This window comes from Pseudomonas sp. OA65 (assembly GCF_017498305.1).
Lineage (GTDB): Bacteria > Pseudomonadota > Gammaproteobacteria > Pseudomonadales > Pseudomonadaceae > Aquipseudomonas > Aquipseudomonas zanjanensis.
In genome coordinates, this window is record NZ_JAGDEZ010000060.1 from 13,226 (window position 1) to 28,380 (window position 15,155).

A 15,155-nucleotide genomic window follows, 5' to 3' on the forward strand; every position below is an offset into this window, starting at 1 on the left:
TCGCCAGCCGAATGCTGCTTTGGTGGTCGGGGTCTAGTTCCTTGGTAGCAGGCCATCCGACGCAAGTCGCAAAGACAGGCGGTTTGGGAAATTTTCCCGGCAAAGGCGGGACTTTTTCCGTATCGGCGGGCCCCGGCGCAACCCAACCTAGTGGCCTGTACGGTTAATTCGGGTACTCAAATTCGAGTGCCAGGGCTTGCCAGGCAAGGCGCCATGACGAGTCGTAGCCCGCTACGGCGAGGAATGGCAACGCAGACTGGCAAGTTCTGGCGCCGAAGTTGAGTGCACGAATTAGCCACACAGGCCACTAGCCAGACCAAAACCTTTCACTGGGAACTGCCACCATGAGAATAAAAACGCTACCCGCCCTCTCCTCCCTGACCGTTGCCTTGCTGCTGGCCGGCAGTCTGTCGCTGAGCCCCTTGGCCAGCGCCGCAGCGCCAGGGGTCAGTTGGGAAGACATTGCCAACGACCACCTGACCACGAAGGACGTGCTGCAATACGGCATGGGCACCAACGCCCAGCGCTGGAGCCCGCTGGCCCAGGTCAACGACAAGAACGTGTTCAAGCTGACCCCGGCCTGGTCCTACTCATTCGGCGACGAGAAGCAGCGCGGCCAGGAATCCCAGGCCATCGTCAGCGACGGCGTGGTGTACGTCACCGGTTCGTACTCGCGGGTGTTCGCCCTCGACGCCAAGACCGGCAAGCGCCTGTGGACCTACAACCACCGCCTGCCGGACAACATTCGCCCGTGCTGCGACGTGGTCAACCGCGGCGCGGCCATCTACGGCGACAAGATCTACTTCGGCACCCTGGACGCGCGGGTGGTCGCCCTGGATAAAAACACCGGCAAGGTGGTGTGGAACAAGAAGTTCGGCGATCACGCCGGCGGCTACACCATGACCGGCGCCCCGGTGCTGATCAAGGACAAGACCAGTGGCAAGGTCCTGCTGATTCACGGCAGTTCCGGCGACGAGTTCGGTGTGGTCGGGCAACTGTTCGCCCGCGACCCGGAGACCGGTGAAGAAGTCTGGATGCGCCCGTTCGTCGAAGGCCACATGGGCCGCCTCAACGGCAAGGACAGCACGCCGACCGGCGACGTCAAGGCGCCCTCCTGGCCTGACGACAAGACCACTGAAACCGGCAAGGTCGAAGCCTGGAGCCACGGCGGCGGCGCACCTTGGCAGAGCGCCAGTTTCGATCCCGAGACCAACACCATCATCGTCGGCGCGGGCAACCCCGGCCCATGGAACACCTGGGCGCGCACGTCCAAGGACGGCAACCCCCATGATTACGACAGCCTCTACACCTCCGGCCAGGTCGGCGTCGACCCAAGCACCGGCGAGGTGAAGTGGTTCTACCAACACACGCCCAACGACGCCTGGGATTTCTCCGGCAACAACGAGCTGGTGCTGTTCGACTACAAGGACAAGGATGGCAAGGTGGTCAAGGCCACCGCCCACGCCGACCGCAACGGTTTCTTCTACGTGGTGGACCGTAACAACGGCAAGTTGCAGAACGCTTTCCCGTTCGTCGACAACATCACCTGGGCCAGCCACATCGACCTGAAGACCGGCCGCCCGGTGGAAAATCCCGGCCAGCGCCCGGCCAAGCCATTGCCGGGTGAAACCAAGGGCAAGCCGGTGGAAGTCTCACCGCCCTTCCTCGGCGGCAAGAACTGGAACCCCATGGCCTACAGCCAGGACACCGGCTTGTTCTACGTTCCCGGCAACCAGTGGAAGGAGGAGTACTGGACCGAGGAAGTGAACTACAAGAAAGGCTCGGCCTACCTGGGCATGGGCTTCCGCATCAAGCGCATGTACGACGATCACGTCGGCAGCCTGCGGGCGATGAACCCCACCACCGGCAAAGTGGTGTGGGAACACAAGGAAGCGCTGCCGCTGTGGGCCGGCGTGCTGGCGACCAAGGGCAACCTGGTGTTCACCGGCACCGGCGACGGCTTCTTCAAGGCCTTCGATGCGAAGACCGGCAAGGAGCTGTGGAAATTCCAGACCGGCAGCGGCATCGTCTCCCCACCCATCACCTGGGAACAGGACGGCGAGCAGTTCATCGGCGTGACCGTCGGCTACGGCGGCGCCGTACCGCTGTGGGGCGGCGACATGGCCGAACTGACCAAGCCCGTGGCCCAGGGTGGGTCGTTCTGGGTGTTCAAGATTCCGAGTTGGGATAAGGCGACGGCGCAGAAATAGCCCTGACCTGCACCCCATCCCCTGTGGGAGCGGGCTTGCTCGCGAAAGCGGTGGTTCAACCAGCATTGATATTGACTGGCACTACGCCTTCGCGAGCAAGCCCGCTCCCACACTTGCCCGAGTTCATGCCATGAAATCACTGCCATTGCTGCTTCTGTTCATCGGCACCTTTGCCCATGCCGACGACTCTGACACCCCGCTGACGATCAACGGTTGTCTCATCGCCGAATCCAGCCAATGCCCCGGCGCCAACCTGCGCGGCGCACAACTGGCGAACCAGGACCTGCGCAAGATGAACCTCAGCGGTGCCGACCTGCGCGATGCCGACCTGCGCCACGCGCGACTGGACCTGGCCAATCTCGAGAAAGCCCAGCTACAGGGCGCCAACCTAAGCCGTGCCAGCCTGCAACAAAGCAACCTGCGCCTGGCGGACTTCAGCGGTGCCACGCTCAAGGCGATCCAGGGTTGGGGTTTGTTCGCCCAGGGTGCGCAGTTCCAGCGTGCCGACCTGACGGCGGCCTACCTGCAATTCGCTCGCCTGTCCGGTGCCCGCCTGCACGAGGCCAATTTGCAGGCCGCGGACCTAGAAATGGCCTGGCTGAGCAAGGCCGACCTCAAGGGCGCCGACCTGCGCGACGCCAACCTGCAAGAAGCCAAGCTTGGTGAGAGCAACCTGGAACAGGCCAACTTGAGCGGTTCTCGCCAGCATTATGGGAATTTCCAGGATGCGAATATGCAGGACTGTATCGGGTGCCCGACGTCCTGGGATAGATGAGCTTGTCGCGCCCCTGTGGCGAGGGAGCTTGCTCCCGCTGGGGTGCGAAGCAGCCCCCAATAGGGTCAACTCAATGAGCCTGACGCACCGAGGTGCCGGGTTTTGGGGGCGCTCCGCACCCCAGCGGGAGCAAGCTCCCTCGCCACAGGTGATCGCATTTCAAATCAAACATTAGCCGGCCACCCGCACCACCCCCATATCAATCCCCAAATGCACCAACTCGGCATGGGAGCTGACCTGCAACTTGCTCTTGAGCAGCGTCAGGTGGTTGGACACGGTCTTGGCGCTGATGCACAGCTGTTCGGCGATGGTGCGGGCCGGGGTGCCCTTGGCGAGCATGACGAAGATCTCCAGTTCCCGCTGGGTCATGCATTGCAGGCGCGGGTCGGCATCGTGTCGGGAGCTGGCGCAGGCCAGTTGCGTGGCCAGGGACTGTTCGATGTAGGCATGCCCGGCCAGCACCCGGCGCACCGCCTCCACCAGCACCTGGGGCGCCGAGTTCTTGGTCAGATAACCCGCGGCGCCGGCATCCAGCGCCTGGCGCACCAGCGGCAGCTCATCGTGCATGCTGAAAAACAACACCCGCAATTGCGGCAGGCGCTGGCGCAGCCGGCGGGTGGTTTCCAGGCCACTGATACCGGGCAGGCCGAAGTCCATGATCACCAGATGAGGCACCTGCTCCTGCACCTGGCTCAGCGCCTCTTCACCAGTGGCCGCTTCGCGGACCTGCAGGTCCGGCATCAGCACCCGTAACAGGCTGGCGTAGCCCTGCCGAACCACCGCATGGTCATCCACCAAGAGAATGTTCATCACGCCTCCAAAGCAATATTCAAGGCCAGCGCCCAACCGGCACCGGGCTGGCTGATGACGCGCAACTCACCGCCGAGGCTGCGGGCCCGCTCGGACATCGAATGCAAGCCCACACCGGCGCGTGGAGGTTGTGTCGCACCGCGGCCGTTGTCGCGCACCAGCAAGCGCAGGCGCCCGGCGCGATGTTGCAGGCGAATCCTCACCTGCGTCGCGCCGGCATGCCGGGCAACGTTGGTGAGTGCTTCCTGCAACAAGCGATACAGGTGGGTCTTGTCCGCCCCGGACAAAGGCGGCAAGGCCGCGTCGATGCGCAACTGACAGGCGATACCTTGACTGGCCTGCCATTGCCCGGCCAACAGCCCGATGGCCTCGCACAACGGCAGATGCTGTAACACCACCGGGTACAAGTCATGCACCAGCGCCCGGAACCCCTGCTGCAAATGCTCGCAATGCTCTTCAAGCTGGCTGACGGTCTGCTCCAGCGCTGGCGGCTGATCCATCACCAGCCGCAGCAGGCAGGCACGGGCACGAATGCCGGCCACGTATTGACCCAGGTCGTCGTGCAGGGTCTGGGCCAGCCGGGTGCGCTCCTGCTCCTGCACGGCCAGCAAGGCCTGGGTGAGCCGGGCGTTATCGGCCTGGGCCTCGGCCAGGGCGGCGGTCATGCGGTTGAAGTGCCCCGCCAGCTGCTGCGCCTCCGGAACACCTTCCGTGCCCAGGCGCACCTGCAGGTTCCCCGCAGACACCTGACGCAGCGCCTGCAGCAACTCATCGAGCAAACGCATGCCCCGGCGTACTCCCCAGCGGATCACCAACAGGCTGAGCAACAGCGCCAAGGCGCAGACGTACAGCAGTTGCACCAATGAATCGAGGATCTCGTCGATCTCGTCCCGTGGATCGACGGCAATCCACGCCCGGCGACCGTCCGGCAAATCCACCACCTGGGCCACCGGACCGTCGTCCAACAGCCGACGACCGAACCAGGCCTTTATCCCGTCTTCATCCGCCGGAAACAATTCCCCAGGGGCCAGCCAACGCACCCGCACATGACGCAGGCTGCCGGTCAACCGTGGCTGGAGACTGGCCGGGTCGCGCTCGGCGGTTTCGCGCAGGTAATGCACCACCGACTCGGCCGATTGCAATTCGCGTTTCACATCGGCCATGGCCTGGTGCAACAGCAGGACAGCGCAGGCCAGGGTGACCAGGGCGAACAAAGCACAAACCCAGAGGTTGATTCGCCAGAGGGCTGACATGGTTAGCGGCCCATTGCCGGGATGAACTCACACCTTCCGCGCCAGATGCACTCCTCCTGTGGGAGCGAGCCTGCTCGCGATAGCGGTGGCCCAGCCGACAGAAGTGGTGACTGTGACGCCGTCATCGCGAGCAGGCTCGCTCCCACAAGGGTTACCGGATGGCCGCAGCTTTTCTGGCCGCTGCACCCATTTTTTTTGCCAGGCAACCGATCAACCCCAATCAAACTCAGAATCAACAGGAACGGCAGCAGCAGGGTCTTGAGAATCCGCATGGTCTGTCCCCTCCTGGTCAATGACGATTGCCTTGCATCCTAAAACCCCGGACGCCAAGGTGAGTTACTACCTTGGTACTGCCCCGGCGCTACTTTCTGCATATTTCCCCTTGGCCGTGGCCTTCCTATGCTGGCGCTACCCGCAATGGAGGACGTCATGCGCCGGCTCGTCAGTTACGCCCTGGTTTTTCTGCTGGCAGCGACAACCGCTCACGCCGGCGACACCGCGCCGTTGCAAGTGCGCATCGGCTACCTGGGTTATCGCCCCGACCCGGGGCCGCTGCTCTCCAATGTCATCGCCGAACCGGCCGATGCCGGCTTGCGCGGCGCTGAGCTGGCGATCATCGACAGCAACAGTACCGGACGCTTCCTCAAACACGACTACCGCCTGGAAAGCGCCAGCGTCGACACGCCCGAAGCCCTACTCCAGGCCGCCCGCGCCCAACACGACCAGGGCCTGCGGCTGTTCGTGGTCAACGCACCGGCCGCCAGCCTGCGCCAGCTCAGCGCCGCCCTGCCCGATAGCCTGCTGTTCAACGCCGGCAGCCCCGACGACAGCCTGCGCACCACCAACTGCCTGAGCAACGTGCTGCACAGCCTGCCCGACCGCGCCATGCTCGCCGATGCCTTGGTACAGTTCAGCATCGTGCGCAAATGGCAGCGGGCCTTGCTGGTCGTCGGCCAGACGCCCGAGGACCAGGCCTACGCCGCCGCATTGCGCCGGGCCATGAAACGCTTCGGCATGAAGACCGTCGCCGAGAAGGCCTGGCAGTTCGACAACGACCAGCGCCGCAGCGCCCAGGCCGACATGCCGCTGTTCACCCAGACCGCCGAATACGACGTGGTGCTGGTGGCCGACGAGCGCGGCGACTTCGGCGAATACCTGCCCTACCAGACCTGGTACCCGCGCCCGGTGGCCGGCACCCAAGGGCTGACGCCCACCGGCTGGCACAAGACTGTCGAAACCTACGGCGCGGCGCAGTTGCAAAAACGCTTCGAAGCCTTGGCCGAGCGCTGGATGAACGACCGCGACTTCGCCGCCTGGATCGCCGTGCGCAGCATCGCCGCCGCCGTGAGCAAACTGCGCCAGGACGACCCGTTCGCCATCCGCCAACTGGCCCTCAGCGACCAATTGCCACTGGACGGTTTCAAGGGTCGCAAGCTCAGCTATCGCCCCTGGAATGGCCAGTTGCGCCAGCCGATTCCCTTGGTCCAGCCCCGGGCACTGGTGAGCACATCGCCCCAGGATGGCTTCCTGCACCCTTCCAATGAAATGGACAGCCTGGGCTATGACCAGCCCGAAGTGAGCTGCCGTTACCCCTGATCGATAACAACAATAAGGAAACCGCCATGCGCCGCGCCTTGATTTACCCGGCCCAGCTCCGCCCAACCCTGCTATGCAAAGCCCTCGCCCTGGGTGCTGCGTTGCTCGCCGCCGGCCCCGCCGCCGCCAGCATCGCCTGGGTCTCCAACGAAAAAGACAACAGCCTGAGCCTGATCGACCTGCAGCGCCTGGAAGTCATCGAGACCCTGCCGGTCGGCCAGCGCCCCCGCGGCCTGTTGCTGTCCCATGACAATCGCCTGCTGTACATCTGCGCCAGCGACTCGGACCGGGTCCAGGTGATGGACGTCGCCACCCGCAAGATCATCAAGGAACTGCCGTCCGGCAAGGACCCGGAGCAGTTCGCCCTGCACCCCAACGACCGCTGGCTCTACGTGTCCAACGAAGACGATGCCCTGGTCACGGTGATCGACACCCAGACCTCCGAAGTGCTGGGCCAGATCGGCGTCGGTGTCGAGCCCGAAGGCATGGCCGTCAGCCCCGACGGCAAGTGGGCGGTCAACACCAGTGAAACCACGAACATGTTGCACTGGATCGACACCAGCACCCAGACCCTGGCCGACAACACCCTGGTGGACCAGCGGCCGCGTTTCGTCGAGTTCAATCGCGACGGCACGCAGCTCTGGGCCTCGGCGGAGATCGGCGGCACCTTGACCATCCTCGACGTCGCTACGCGCCAGGTGCTCAAGACCCTGACCTTCCAGATCAAGGGCGTGCACCCGGACAAGGTCCAGCCGGTGGGCATCAAGCTCAGTGCCGACGGCAAGCTGGCGTTCGTCGCCCTGGGCCCGGCCAACCATGTGGCAGTGATCGACGCCAAGACCTTCGAGGTGCTGGACTATCTGCTGGTAGGCCGGCGAGTCTGGCAACTGGCGTTCACCCCGGACCAGAAGCAACTGCTGGCGACCAATGGCGTCAGCGGCGATGTTTCGGTGATCGATGTAGAGAGCCGCAAAGTCCTGAAGTCGGTGAAAGTCGGGCGCTATCCGTGGGGTGTGGTGGTGACGCCATGAACGCCCTGGAGGTCAGCGACCTGAGCTTTGCCTATGGCGCACGCGAAGCCCTCAAGCAGATGAGTTTCAGCCTGCCCGCCGGACGTTTCGCCGCGCTGCTGGGGCCCAACGGCGCCGGCAAGTCGACGCTGATCGCCCTGCTTACCCGCCTGTACGACCTACAACGCGGCGAGATCCGCGTCGGCGGCCATTCTCTGCAAAAATCTCCGCGACCGGCCTTGCGCCAGTTGGGCGTGGTGTTCCAACAGAGCACCCTGGACCTGGACCTGAGCATCGAACAGAACCTGCGCTATCACTTGGCGCTGCATGGCTTTTCCCGGCGCCAGGGTAGCGCCCGCGTCGATGCCGAACTGACCCGCCAGCACCTGACCGAGCGCCGCCACGAGCGGGTACGCGACCTCAATGGAGGGCATCGACGTCGGGTGGAAATCGCCCGCGCCCTGCTCCATGAACCACGCCTATTGCTGCTGGACGAACCCAGCGTCGGCCTCGATCCTGCCAGCCGCCTCGCCCTGGGCCTGCACATCCGGCAACTGTGCAGCGAGCAAGGCATCAGCGTGCTCTGGACCACTCACCTGCTGGACGAAGTGCAACCCAGCGACGACCTGTTGATCGTGCACCAGGGCCGCCTGGTCGCCAGCGGCCAGGCCGACGCGGTGAGCCAGGAACACGGCGGCACCCTCGGTTCGGCCTTCACTCATTTGACCGCTTCGGGAGCCCGGCCATGAACGCGTATTGGCACTGTTTCAGCGGCATCGTCATACGTGAATGGCTACGCTTCGTGCTACAACGCACCCGGCTGCTCAGCGCCCTGGTCCGGCCACTGCTGTGGCTGCTGGTGTTCGCCGCCGGTTTTCGCGCGGCACTGGGCATCGCCATCATCGCCCCCTACGACACCTACATCCCCTACGAGGTGTACATCGTGCCGGGGCTGGCCTGCATGATCCTGTTGTTCAATGGCATGCAGGGCTCGCTGTCGATGGTCTACGACCGGGAAATGGGCAGCATGCGCGTGCTACTCACCAGTCCCCTGCCCCGGGCGTTCCTGCTGGCGAGCAAGTTGCTGGCGACGTCGCTGATCTCGCTGTTGCAGGTCTATGCCTTTCTCGCCATCGCCTGGCTGTACGGCATCCAACCGCCGGCCATGGGCCTGCTGCTGGCCTTGCCCGCCCTGCTGTTGGTAGCGCTGATGCTCAGTGCCCTGGGCCTATTGTTGTCCAATGCCATCCGGCAACTGGAGAACTTCGCCGGGGTGATGAATTTCGTGATCTTCCCGATGTTCTTCCTGTCCTCGGCGCTGTATCCGCTGTGGAAAATGCAGGAAGCCAGCCCATGGCTGTACTGGCTCTGCGCGGTCAGCCCGTTCACCCATGGCGTGGAGTTGGTGCGCTTTGCGCTGTATGAGCAGTTCAATCTGCTGGCGATGGCGGTGTGCGTGGGCTTGACCCTGGTGTTCGCGCTGTTGGCGGTGTGGACGTTCAATCCGCAGCATGCGGCGTTGCGCAAGGCCAGTTGAACCGGCCATGCAAATCCCCCTGTAGGTGGATTCCCCTGTGGGAGCGAGCCTGCTCGCGATTGCGGTGGTTCAGCGAGTAAAAATGTGACTGGTAGACCGCTATCGCGAGCAGGCTCGCTCCCACAGAGGCTGTGCATGACTTCGGGATGACGCTTGTCTTTAAGCCCGAAATTACTACTTTAGTACTGGTTTTCCTATCCATGGTCGCATTCACAAGACCTCGACCCTGGCATGTAATGGGCGCATAACAAAAAGGATAAATCCTATGCCCCGTTTGCTGGCGATCCTCCTGCTGGGCCTGGCGCTGAATGTCGCGCAGGCCGAGACCGCGCTGTTTTCAGCCCAGGGCTATCGCATTGCCCAATACCGCAGCCCGACGCCCGCCACCGTCGACGGCGCCCAGACCCTCGACACCCAAACCCTGCAACGCCTGCTCGAGCAAGCCCAGCCCCCGCGGCTGATCGATGTCTACCGTCGTCCGTGGGTCCAGGGACGTTTCATCGACAACGAATCCCACGCCAACCTTCCCGGCAGCCTGTGGCTGGCCAATACCGGGGATGGCGATCTCGACCCGACCTGGCAGGACTACTTCAGCCGTCACCTGCGCACGGCCACCGACGGGCGGCTGGACCGACCGCTGGTCTTTTATTGTCGCTCGGATTGCTGGCTGAGCTGGAACGCGGTAAAACGCGCCGCTGCCATGGGCTATAAGCATTTGTATTGGTACCGCGATGGCCTCGACGCCTGGGAGGCGGCGAACCTGCCCCTGCAAGCGGCCCGGCCCGAACCCTTTCCCTGAACGTGCAAGAAATGCGTGCAACTGCCCTGCCCCACACGACAATAACGAGGTGAATGGCCATGTATAAAATTCTGATAGCCGACGATCACCCACTGTTTCGCGAAGCCATCCACAACGTCATCAGCGATGGTTTTCCTGGCAGCGAGGTCATGGAGACCGCCGACCTCGACAGTGCCCTGGCCTTGACCGCCGAGCACGACGACCTGGACCTGATCCTCCTGGACCTGAACATGCCCGGCATGCACGGGCTCAATGGCCTGATCAACCTGCGCAACGAAGCACCGACGATCCCTGTGGTGATCGTCTCCGCCGAGCAGGACAAGCAAGTGGTGTTGCAGGCCATCACCTATGGCGCGGTAGGTTTCATCACCAAATCCTCGCCTCGCTCGCAAATGACCGACGCCATCGAACAGATTCTCAACGGCAACGTGTACCTGCCGCCCGACATCATCCGCACGCAAAAAAGCCCGACGGGCCGCCGCCTGAACGAAACCCCGGCGTTCCCACCGGAACTACTCCAGGCCCTGACCCGCAAGCAACTGCTGGTGCTCGAACGCATGACCAAGGGCGAGTCGAACAAGCAGATCGCCTACACCCTCGACATCGCCGAAACCACGGTCAAGGCCCACGTCTCGGCGATCCTGCGCAAGCTCAATGTGCACAACCGGGTGCAGGCGATCCTCAGTGCCGGGGATATTGATTTCGGGGCTTATTTGCGGCGTTGATCAGCTGAACACTACAGGGACAGGTGTACACCCCCGTGGCGAGGGAGCTTGCTCCCGCTGGGCTGCGAAGCAGCCCTGTCCTGAACAAGCCTGGCACATCGAGATACCTGGATTGGGGCCGCTTCGCGGCCCAGCGGGAGCAAGCTCCCTCGCCACAACAGCGTTCGACTTAATGCCCCTGGGTCTGGCCCAACAGATGACTCATCGCAATCTTGAGTTTCATCGGCCGCACCGGCTTGTGCATCAGGGTGTGGCCGCGCTCGCGGATCTGCTGCTTGAGCTCGTTGCTGTAGTTGGCAGTGATCATCATGGCCGGGATCGGTGAGGCCCGGCGGGCGTTGATCCGGGCCACCGCATCGACGCCGTTCTGATCGTTGTCCAGGTGATAATCGGCGATCAGCAAGTCGGCCTCGGCATGGTAGTTGTCCACCTGGCGGGCCAGGTCCTGCTCCGACAACGCCGTCACCACCTGGCAACCCCAGCCCTCCAGCAACGTACGCATGCCCGCGCAGATCGCCGCATCGTTATCCAGCACCCAGACCCGTGCCCCCCGTAGTCTTTCCAGCATCGGCTCGCTCATGTCCAGGCACGGCAACGGCTTGGGTGCGGTGGCGCTCAGCGGCACGTCGATGGCGAACATCGAGCCCTTGCCCGGCCAGGAACGCACCTGGATCCGGTGTCCGAGAATCCCGGCGATTTTCTCGACAATCGCCAGGCCCAGTCCCAACCCACGGTCCTGGTTCGGGCGCTGGACGTCGCCGCGCTTGAATTCCTGGAATATTTCCTCCAGGCGATTCTCGGCAATGCCGATGCCGCTGTCCCAGACTTGGATCGACACACGCTGGCGATGCCGCCGGCAGCCCAGCACCACCCGACCGCTGGGGGTGTAGCGAATGGCGTTGCTCAGCAGGTTGCGCAGGATCCGCGCGAGCAATTGCATGTCGCTGCGCACCAGCACCGAACAGCCGATAAAGTGCAGTTCCAGCCCTTCACTGCGAGCGATCTGGGCATATTCGGCGGCCAGGTTTTCCAGCAGTTCGCTGAGGCCGAACGGCGCAACATCGGCCTTGATCACCCCGGCGTCCAACTTGGAAATGTCCACCAAGGTGCCCAACAGGTTCTCCACGTCCTGCAATGAATTGCTGACGTTGCGCACCAATTGCGCGTTGGCAACCGGCTCGCGACGTTCGAGCAAGGCACTGGTGAACAGCCGCGCAGCGTTGAGCGGTTGCAACAGGTCATGGCTGACCGCTGCGAGGAATTTGGTTTTCGACAGGTTGGCCTGTTCGGCCTCGCGCTTGGCCTCGCGCAGGCGCAATTCCACCCGGCTGCGCTCATCGATCTCACGCAGCAACTGGTCATTGAGGGTGGTCAGTTCGGCCGTGCGTTCCTGGACTCGCTGTTCCAGGTTCTGGTAAGCCTGATGCAATGCCTCGGCGGTGCGGCGGCGTTCGGTGATGTCGCGGATCAGCACGAAGATCCCGACCACTTCGCCATTGGCCAGGCGATTCGGCACGTAGGAGCGCAGCATGTAGCGCTCCTGGTTATTGATGTTGGTCTCGGCGAATTCGAACGTCACGCTCTCACCCGCCAACGCCCGGGCCACGTAGGCTTCCAGGCGCTGGTAATGCTGTTCGCTGTGGGCTTCGCGCAGGCTCTGGCCGAGCATCACGCCACGGGGCCAGCAATACCACTGCTCATAGACCTTGTTGGTGAATTCGTAGACCAGGTCGGCGTTGAGGTAGGCGATCAGCGCCGGCACATGGTCGGTGATCAGACGGATCCAGCGTTCGCTTTCGCTCAGTGCCTCGGCGTGCTGGTAGCGCTCGGTGATGTCGGTGAAGGTGTTGACATAGCCGCCGGTGGGCAGTGGATGCGTGCGGATCTCCAGGACGCGGCCATCGGACAGGCGCTGCTCGCATTCATGGATCAGCCGACCGTTGCTGTCGCGACTGGCCGGGGTCAGCAGTTGCAGCTCGCTGTCGCCGATCACTTCGTTGAAGGGCCGGTGGGCCGCCACCGGTGCCAGGCCACTGAGTTCAAGGAAGCGCCGGTTCCACAGCTCCAGCACACCTTGGGCGTTGACCATCGCCACGCCCTGGGACAGGTTGTCCACCGCCCGCTGCAACAGGTGGGATTTCTGCGCGATGGCTTGCTCGCGGCGCACGGTTTCGCTGAGCTTGACGTCGGTGATGTCAGTGAACAGGATCACTCGCCCGCCCTCCTGGGTCGGCCGCTCGCTGACTTGCAACCAACGTCCGTTCTGCAAGCGATACAACACATGCTCGTCGGCCTGGCCGCGAGGCTCTTCGCTGAACAAGCCGTTGGCGGTCATCAAGCGCTTGACCTCGGAAAGACGCATCCCGGCAATGATGCGCACCCGGCTGTTGGCCCAGAAGGCCTTGAAGCGGCTGTTGAACAGGACGATGCGTTGCTGCTCGTCGAACAGCACAAACGCGTCGGAGATGCTCTCGATGGCGTCGATCAGGTGCCGGTGGGCCGTTTCCGCCCGCAGCCGCGCTTCACCCAGCAACTGATTGCCGGCCTTGAGTTCAGCCATGGCCTGGTTCAGCGCGTCGGTGCGCTCACGCACCTGCTCGGCCAGCACCACCGAGTGCTGGAACGCCGCATAGGGGTCGTTGCCGCGGGTGACGCCAGACTCCACCCGCTCGATCAGCGCCGCGTTGATGCGCCGCAACTTGCGGTTTTCGTGCTGCAGGCTGGCGAGCTGGGCCTGTAGGTCAGCGATGGCCGGGGACGCGATGTCGGGCAATGGCAACTCCGGTGAACGTCTGGTTGATGTGCATGCCATTGAACTGTTCTCCATAGGTGTTGAATCCCATCACCCGTTGTTCGCGCAGGAACTCGCCGATCTGTTCCAGGCCGCCGCGGTCTTCCAGCTCCAGGCGCCGCAGGAAGCAATCGCAGCCGATGGTCAGCAGCAAGTCGCCGAGGCGCGCCTGCAAACCGTCGAACAGCGTTTGCAGGTTGTGCAGCAAAGGACCGGGGGTCATGGCGGTGAGGACGATGCCGTTCTCCACCGCACAGTAGAAGCTCAGGCTCAGGTCCGGGTGTACCTGCTGGATGGCCCGCACGTAGTACTGGTCGTTGATGCGCACGGCCAGCGGATGGGCGGCGAAGACCCGGTAATCGAGGGCGCTGACTGGGACGCCAATGTGTCGGGCATATTCCTCGGCGGCGGGTTCGGCGTTGAGTTCGTAGACCCGGCGTGAAGCACTGTCGGCGCCGGTCACCACCAGTTTCTCTTCCCGGGGCAGGATGTGGTGGGTGGTGAAGACCTCGAACTCCAACCAGGTGTTGATCAGCACCACCACGGCCGCGCCGCTGTGGAACTGGCCTTCGAAGTAGACGTGGGTGTGGGTCAGGTAGTTGTCATCGCCGGCCGAGCCGCCGAAATGCGGGATGTCCCCCAACGCGGCGCTCAAGGCCGCCAGCACCATTTCCTCGCGGCTGGACAGGCCGTCGAGCAGGGTCAAGGCGAAACTGTGGCCCTTGATCGGCGCCAAGGCGTTGCTGCGACAGCCGCTGGCCAGGCGCTCGACCATTTGCTGGGCGTCGATCAGGCTGAAGTGCTCCATTTCTCCGATCAGCTCGGCGGCAATGGAAAAATGTCGATGATCGAACCCCACCGCCGTCACGCAGTTGCGGCCGTAGCCCTGGGCGGTGATTTCCCCGGCGCTGGTGCAGCCCACCAGGCGAATCCCGCCGAAACTCTGGGACAGCGCCTGGCCCAGGGCCGGCAAGTCGTATTCGGCGGAACAGAAAAACAGCACGAACCCCAAGTGCGGGTGCAACAACTGCCGCGCCAGCGCCTGGGCCACCTGCTGGACGTCGGTCGCCTGGGACATGGCGCTCACCACACCTTCGCTCTGCTGCATCGTCGCCTCCGGCGGGTGCGTGATAGGAGCCCTGAGTGTACGAAGCCGCGCCGGGGCGACGAATGCTACTTGGGTAGTGGGTGGACACTTCCATGGGATGAGAAGGTGATGCGCACCGCGCCCCCTCCTCCTGGCTTGGAATACCTTTGTGGCGAGGGAGCTTGCTCCCGCTGGGCGCGAAGCGCCCCCATGAAGCTGCCCACATCAACCTGACACACCGCGGCGCCTGGCCTTGGGGCTGCTGCGCAGCCCAGCGGGAGCAAGCTCCCTCGCCACAACAGCCGTCCAGCCGTGTGTCAGGGGCTGTCGATCGTTCCCTCGCTCCTGCGTGGGAATGTCGCCAAGGACGCTCCGAGGTTCCACTTCTTCAAAAACTAAACTCCCCATCCGTGAGCACACGCGGACGTCCAGCAAGATGAAGGCCGCTTTTGTGGCGAGGGAGCTTGCTCCCGCTGGGGTGCGAAGCGCCCCCATGAGGCTGACGACACCAGCCTGACACACCGCGGCGCCTGGCCTTGGGGCTGCTGCGCAGCCCAGCGGG

General features: G+C 63.7%; 12 protein-coding genes. 8 read left to right on the forward strand and 4 right to left on the reverse strand.

Going from position 1 to position 15,155, the window contains the following annotated elements; all coding sequences use genetic code 11:
- Positions 1–344: 344 nt before the first annotated feature.
- Positions 345–2,210: a quinoprotein ethanol dehydrogenase gene (exaA, locus tag J3361_RS27645; protein ID WP_207967211.1), complete on the forward strand. Its 1,866-nt coding sequence runs from the start codon at positions 345–347 to the stop codon at positions 2,208–2,210.
- A 130-nt stretch (positions 2,211–2,340) separates the two neighbouring features.
- Positions 2,341–2,985 (forward strand): pentapeptide repeat-containing protein, encoded by a 645-nt coding sequence (locus J3361_RS27650; RefSeq protein ID WP_207967212.1) that lies wholly within the window; start codon positions 2,341–2,343, stop codon positions 2,983–2,985.
- 171 nt (positions 2,986–3,156) lie between these two features.
- Here J3361_RS27650 and J3361_RS27655 read toward each other — a convergent pair whose 3' ends face one another.
- Complete coding sequence (locus J3361_RS27655) at positions 3,157–3,795, reverse strand: response regulator transcription factor (RefSeq protein WP_207967213.1); 639 nt, start codon at positions 3,793–3,795, stop codon at positions 3,157–3,159.
- On the reverse strand, positions 3,795–5,048 hold the full coding sequence (locus J3361_RS27660) for a histidine kinase (RefSeq protein ID WP_207967214.1): 1,254 nt from the start codon (positions 5,046–5,048) through the stop codon (positions 3,795–3,797). Before J3361_RS27660 ends, J3361_RS27655 begins: the two co-directional genes overlap by 1 nt.
- Positions 5,049–5,477: 429 nt before the next feature.
- Between J3361_RS27660 and J3361_RS27665 the strand changes: the two genes are divergently transcribed.
- From J3361_RS27665 to J3361_RS27690, 6 genes are all read left to right on the forward strand, one after another.
- Positions 5,478–6,644 carry an ABC transporter substrate-binding protein gene (locus J3361_RS27665; RefSeq protein WP_207967215.1) on the forward strand — a complete coding sequence of 389 codons (1,167 nt, stop codon included), beginning with the start codon at positions 5,478–5,480 and terminating at the stop codon, positions 6,642–6,644.
- A 26-nt stretch (positions 6,645–6,670) separates the two neighbouring features.
- Positions 6,671–7,675, forward strand: a complete 1,005-nt coding sequence (locus J3361_RS27670; RefSeq protein ID WP_207967216.1) for a YVTN family beta-propeller repeat protein — start codon at positions 6,671–6,673, stop codon at positions 7,673–7,675.
- Positions 7,672–8,403 (forward strand): ABC transporter ATP-binding protein, encoded by a 732-nt coding sequence (locus tag J3361_RS27675; protein ID WP_207967217.1) that lies wholly within the window; start codon positions 7,672–7,674, stop codon positions 8,401–8,403. Before J3361_RS27670 ends, J3361_RS27675 begins: the two co-directional genes overlap by 4 nt.
- Positions 8,400–9,191, forward strand: coding sequence for an ABC transporter permease (locus tag J3361_RS27680; protein WP_207967218.1), 792 nt, complete (start codon positions 8,400–8,402; stop codon positions 9,189–9,191). Before J3361_RS27675 ends, J3361_RS27680 begins: the two co-directional genes overlap by 4 nt.
- A 265-nt stretch (positions 9,192–9,456) precedes the next feature.
- The gene (locus tag J3361_RS27685) at positions 9,457–9,990 is read left to right on the forward strand and encodes a PQQ-dependent catabolism-associated CXXCW motif protein (protein ID WP_207967219.1); all 534 of its coding nucleotides are present in this window, start codon (positions 9,457–9,459) and stop codon (positions 9,988–9,990) included.
- A 59-nt stretch (positions 9,991–10,049) separates the two neighbouring features.
- Positions 10,050–10,715 carry a response regulator transcription factor gene (locus J3361_RS27690; RefSeq protein ID WP_186731030.1) on the forward strand — a complete coding sequence of 222 codons (666 nt, stop codon included), beginning with the start codon at positions 10,050–10,052 and terminating at the stop codon, positions 10,713–10,715.
- A 169-nt stretch (positions 10,716–10,884) separates the two neighbouring features.
- Here the strand turns inward: J3361_RS27690 and nahK are convergent, their stop codons facing one another.
- Both nahK and nosP read right to left on the reverse strand, forming a co-directional pair.
- Positions 10,885–13,527 carry a hybrid sensor histidine kinase/response regulator NahK/ErcS' gene (gene nahK / locus J3361_RS27695; protein WP_243459049.1) on the reverse strand — a complete coding sequence of 881 codons (2,643 nt, stop codon included), beginning with the start codon at positions 13,525–13,527 and terminating at the stop codon, positions 10,885–10,887.
- Positions 13,457–14,614, reverse strand: a complete 1,158-nt coding sequence (gene nosP, locus J3361_RS27700; protein ID WP_207967221.1) for a nitric oxide-sensing protein NosP — start codon at positions 14,612–14,614, stop codon at positions 13,457–13,459. The genes nahK and nosP overlap by 71 nt, the downstream gene beginning before the upstream one ends.
- Between the last annotated feature and the right edge of the window lie 541 nt (positions 14,615–15,155).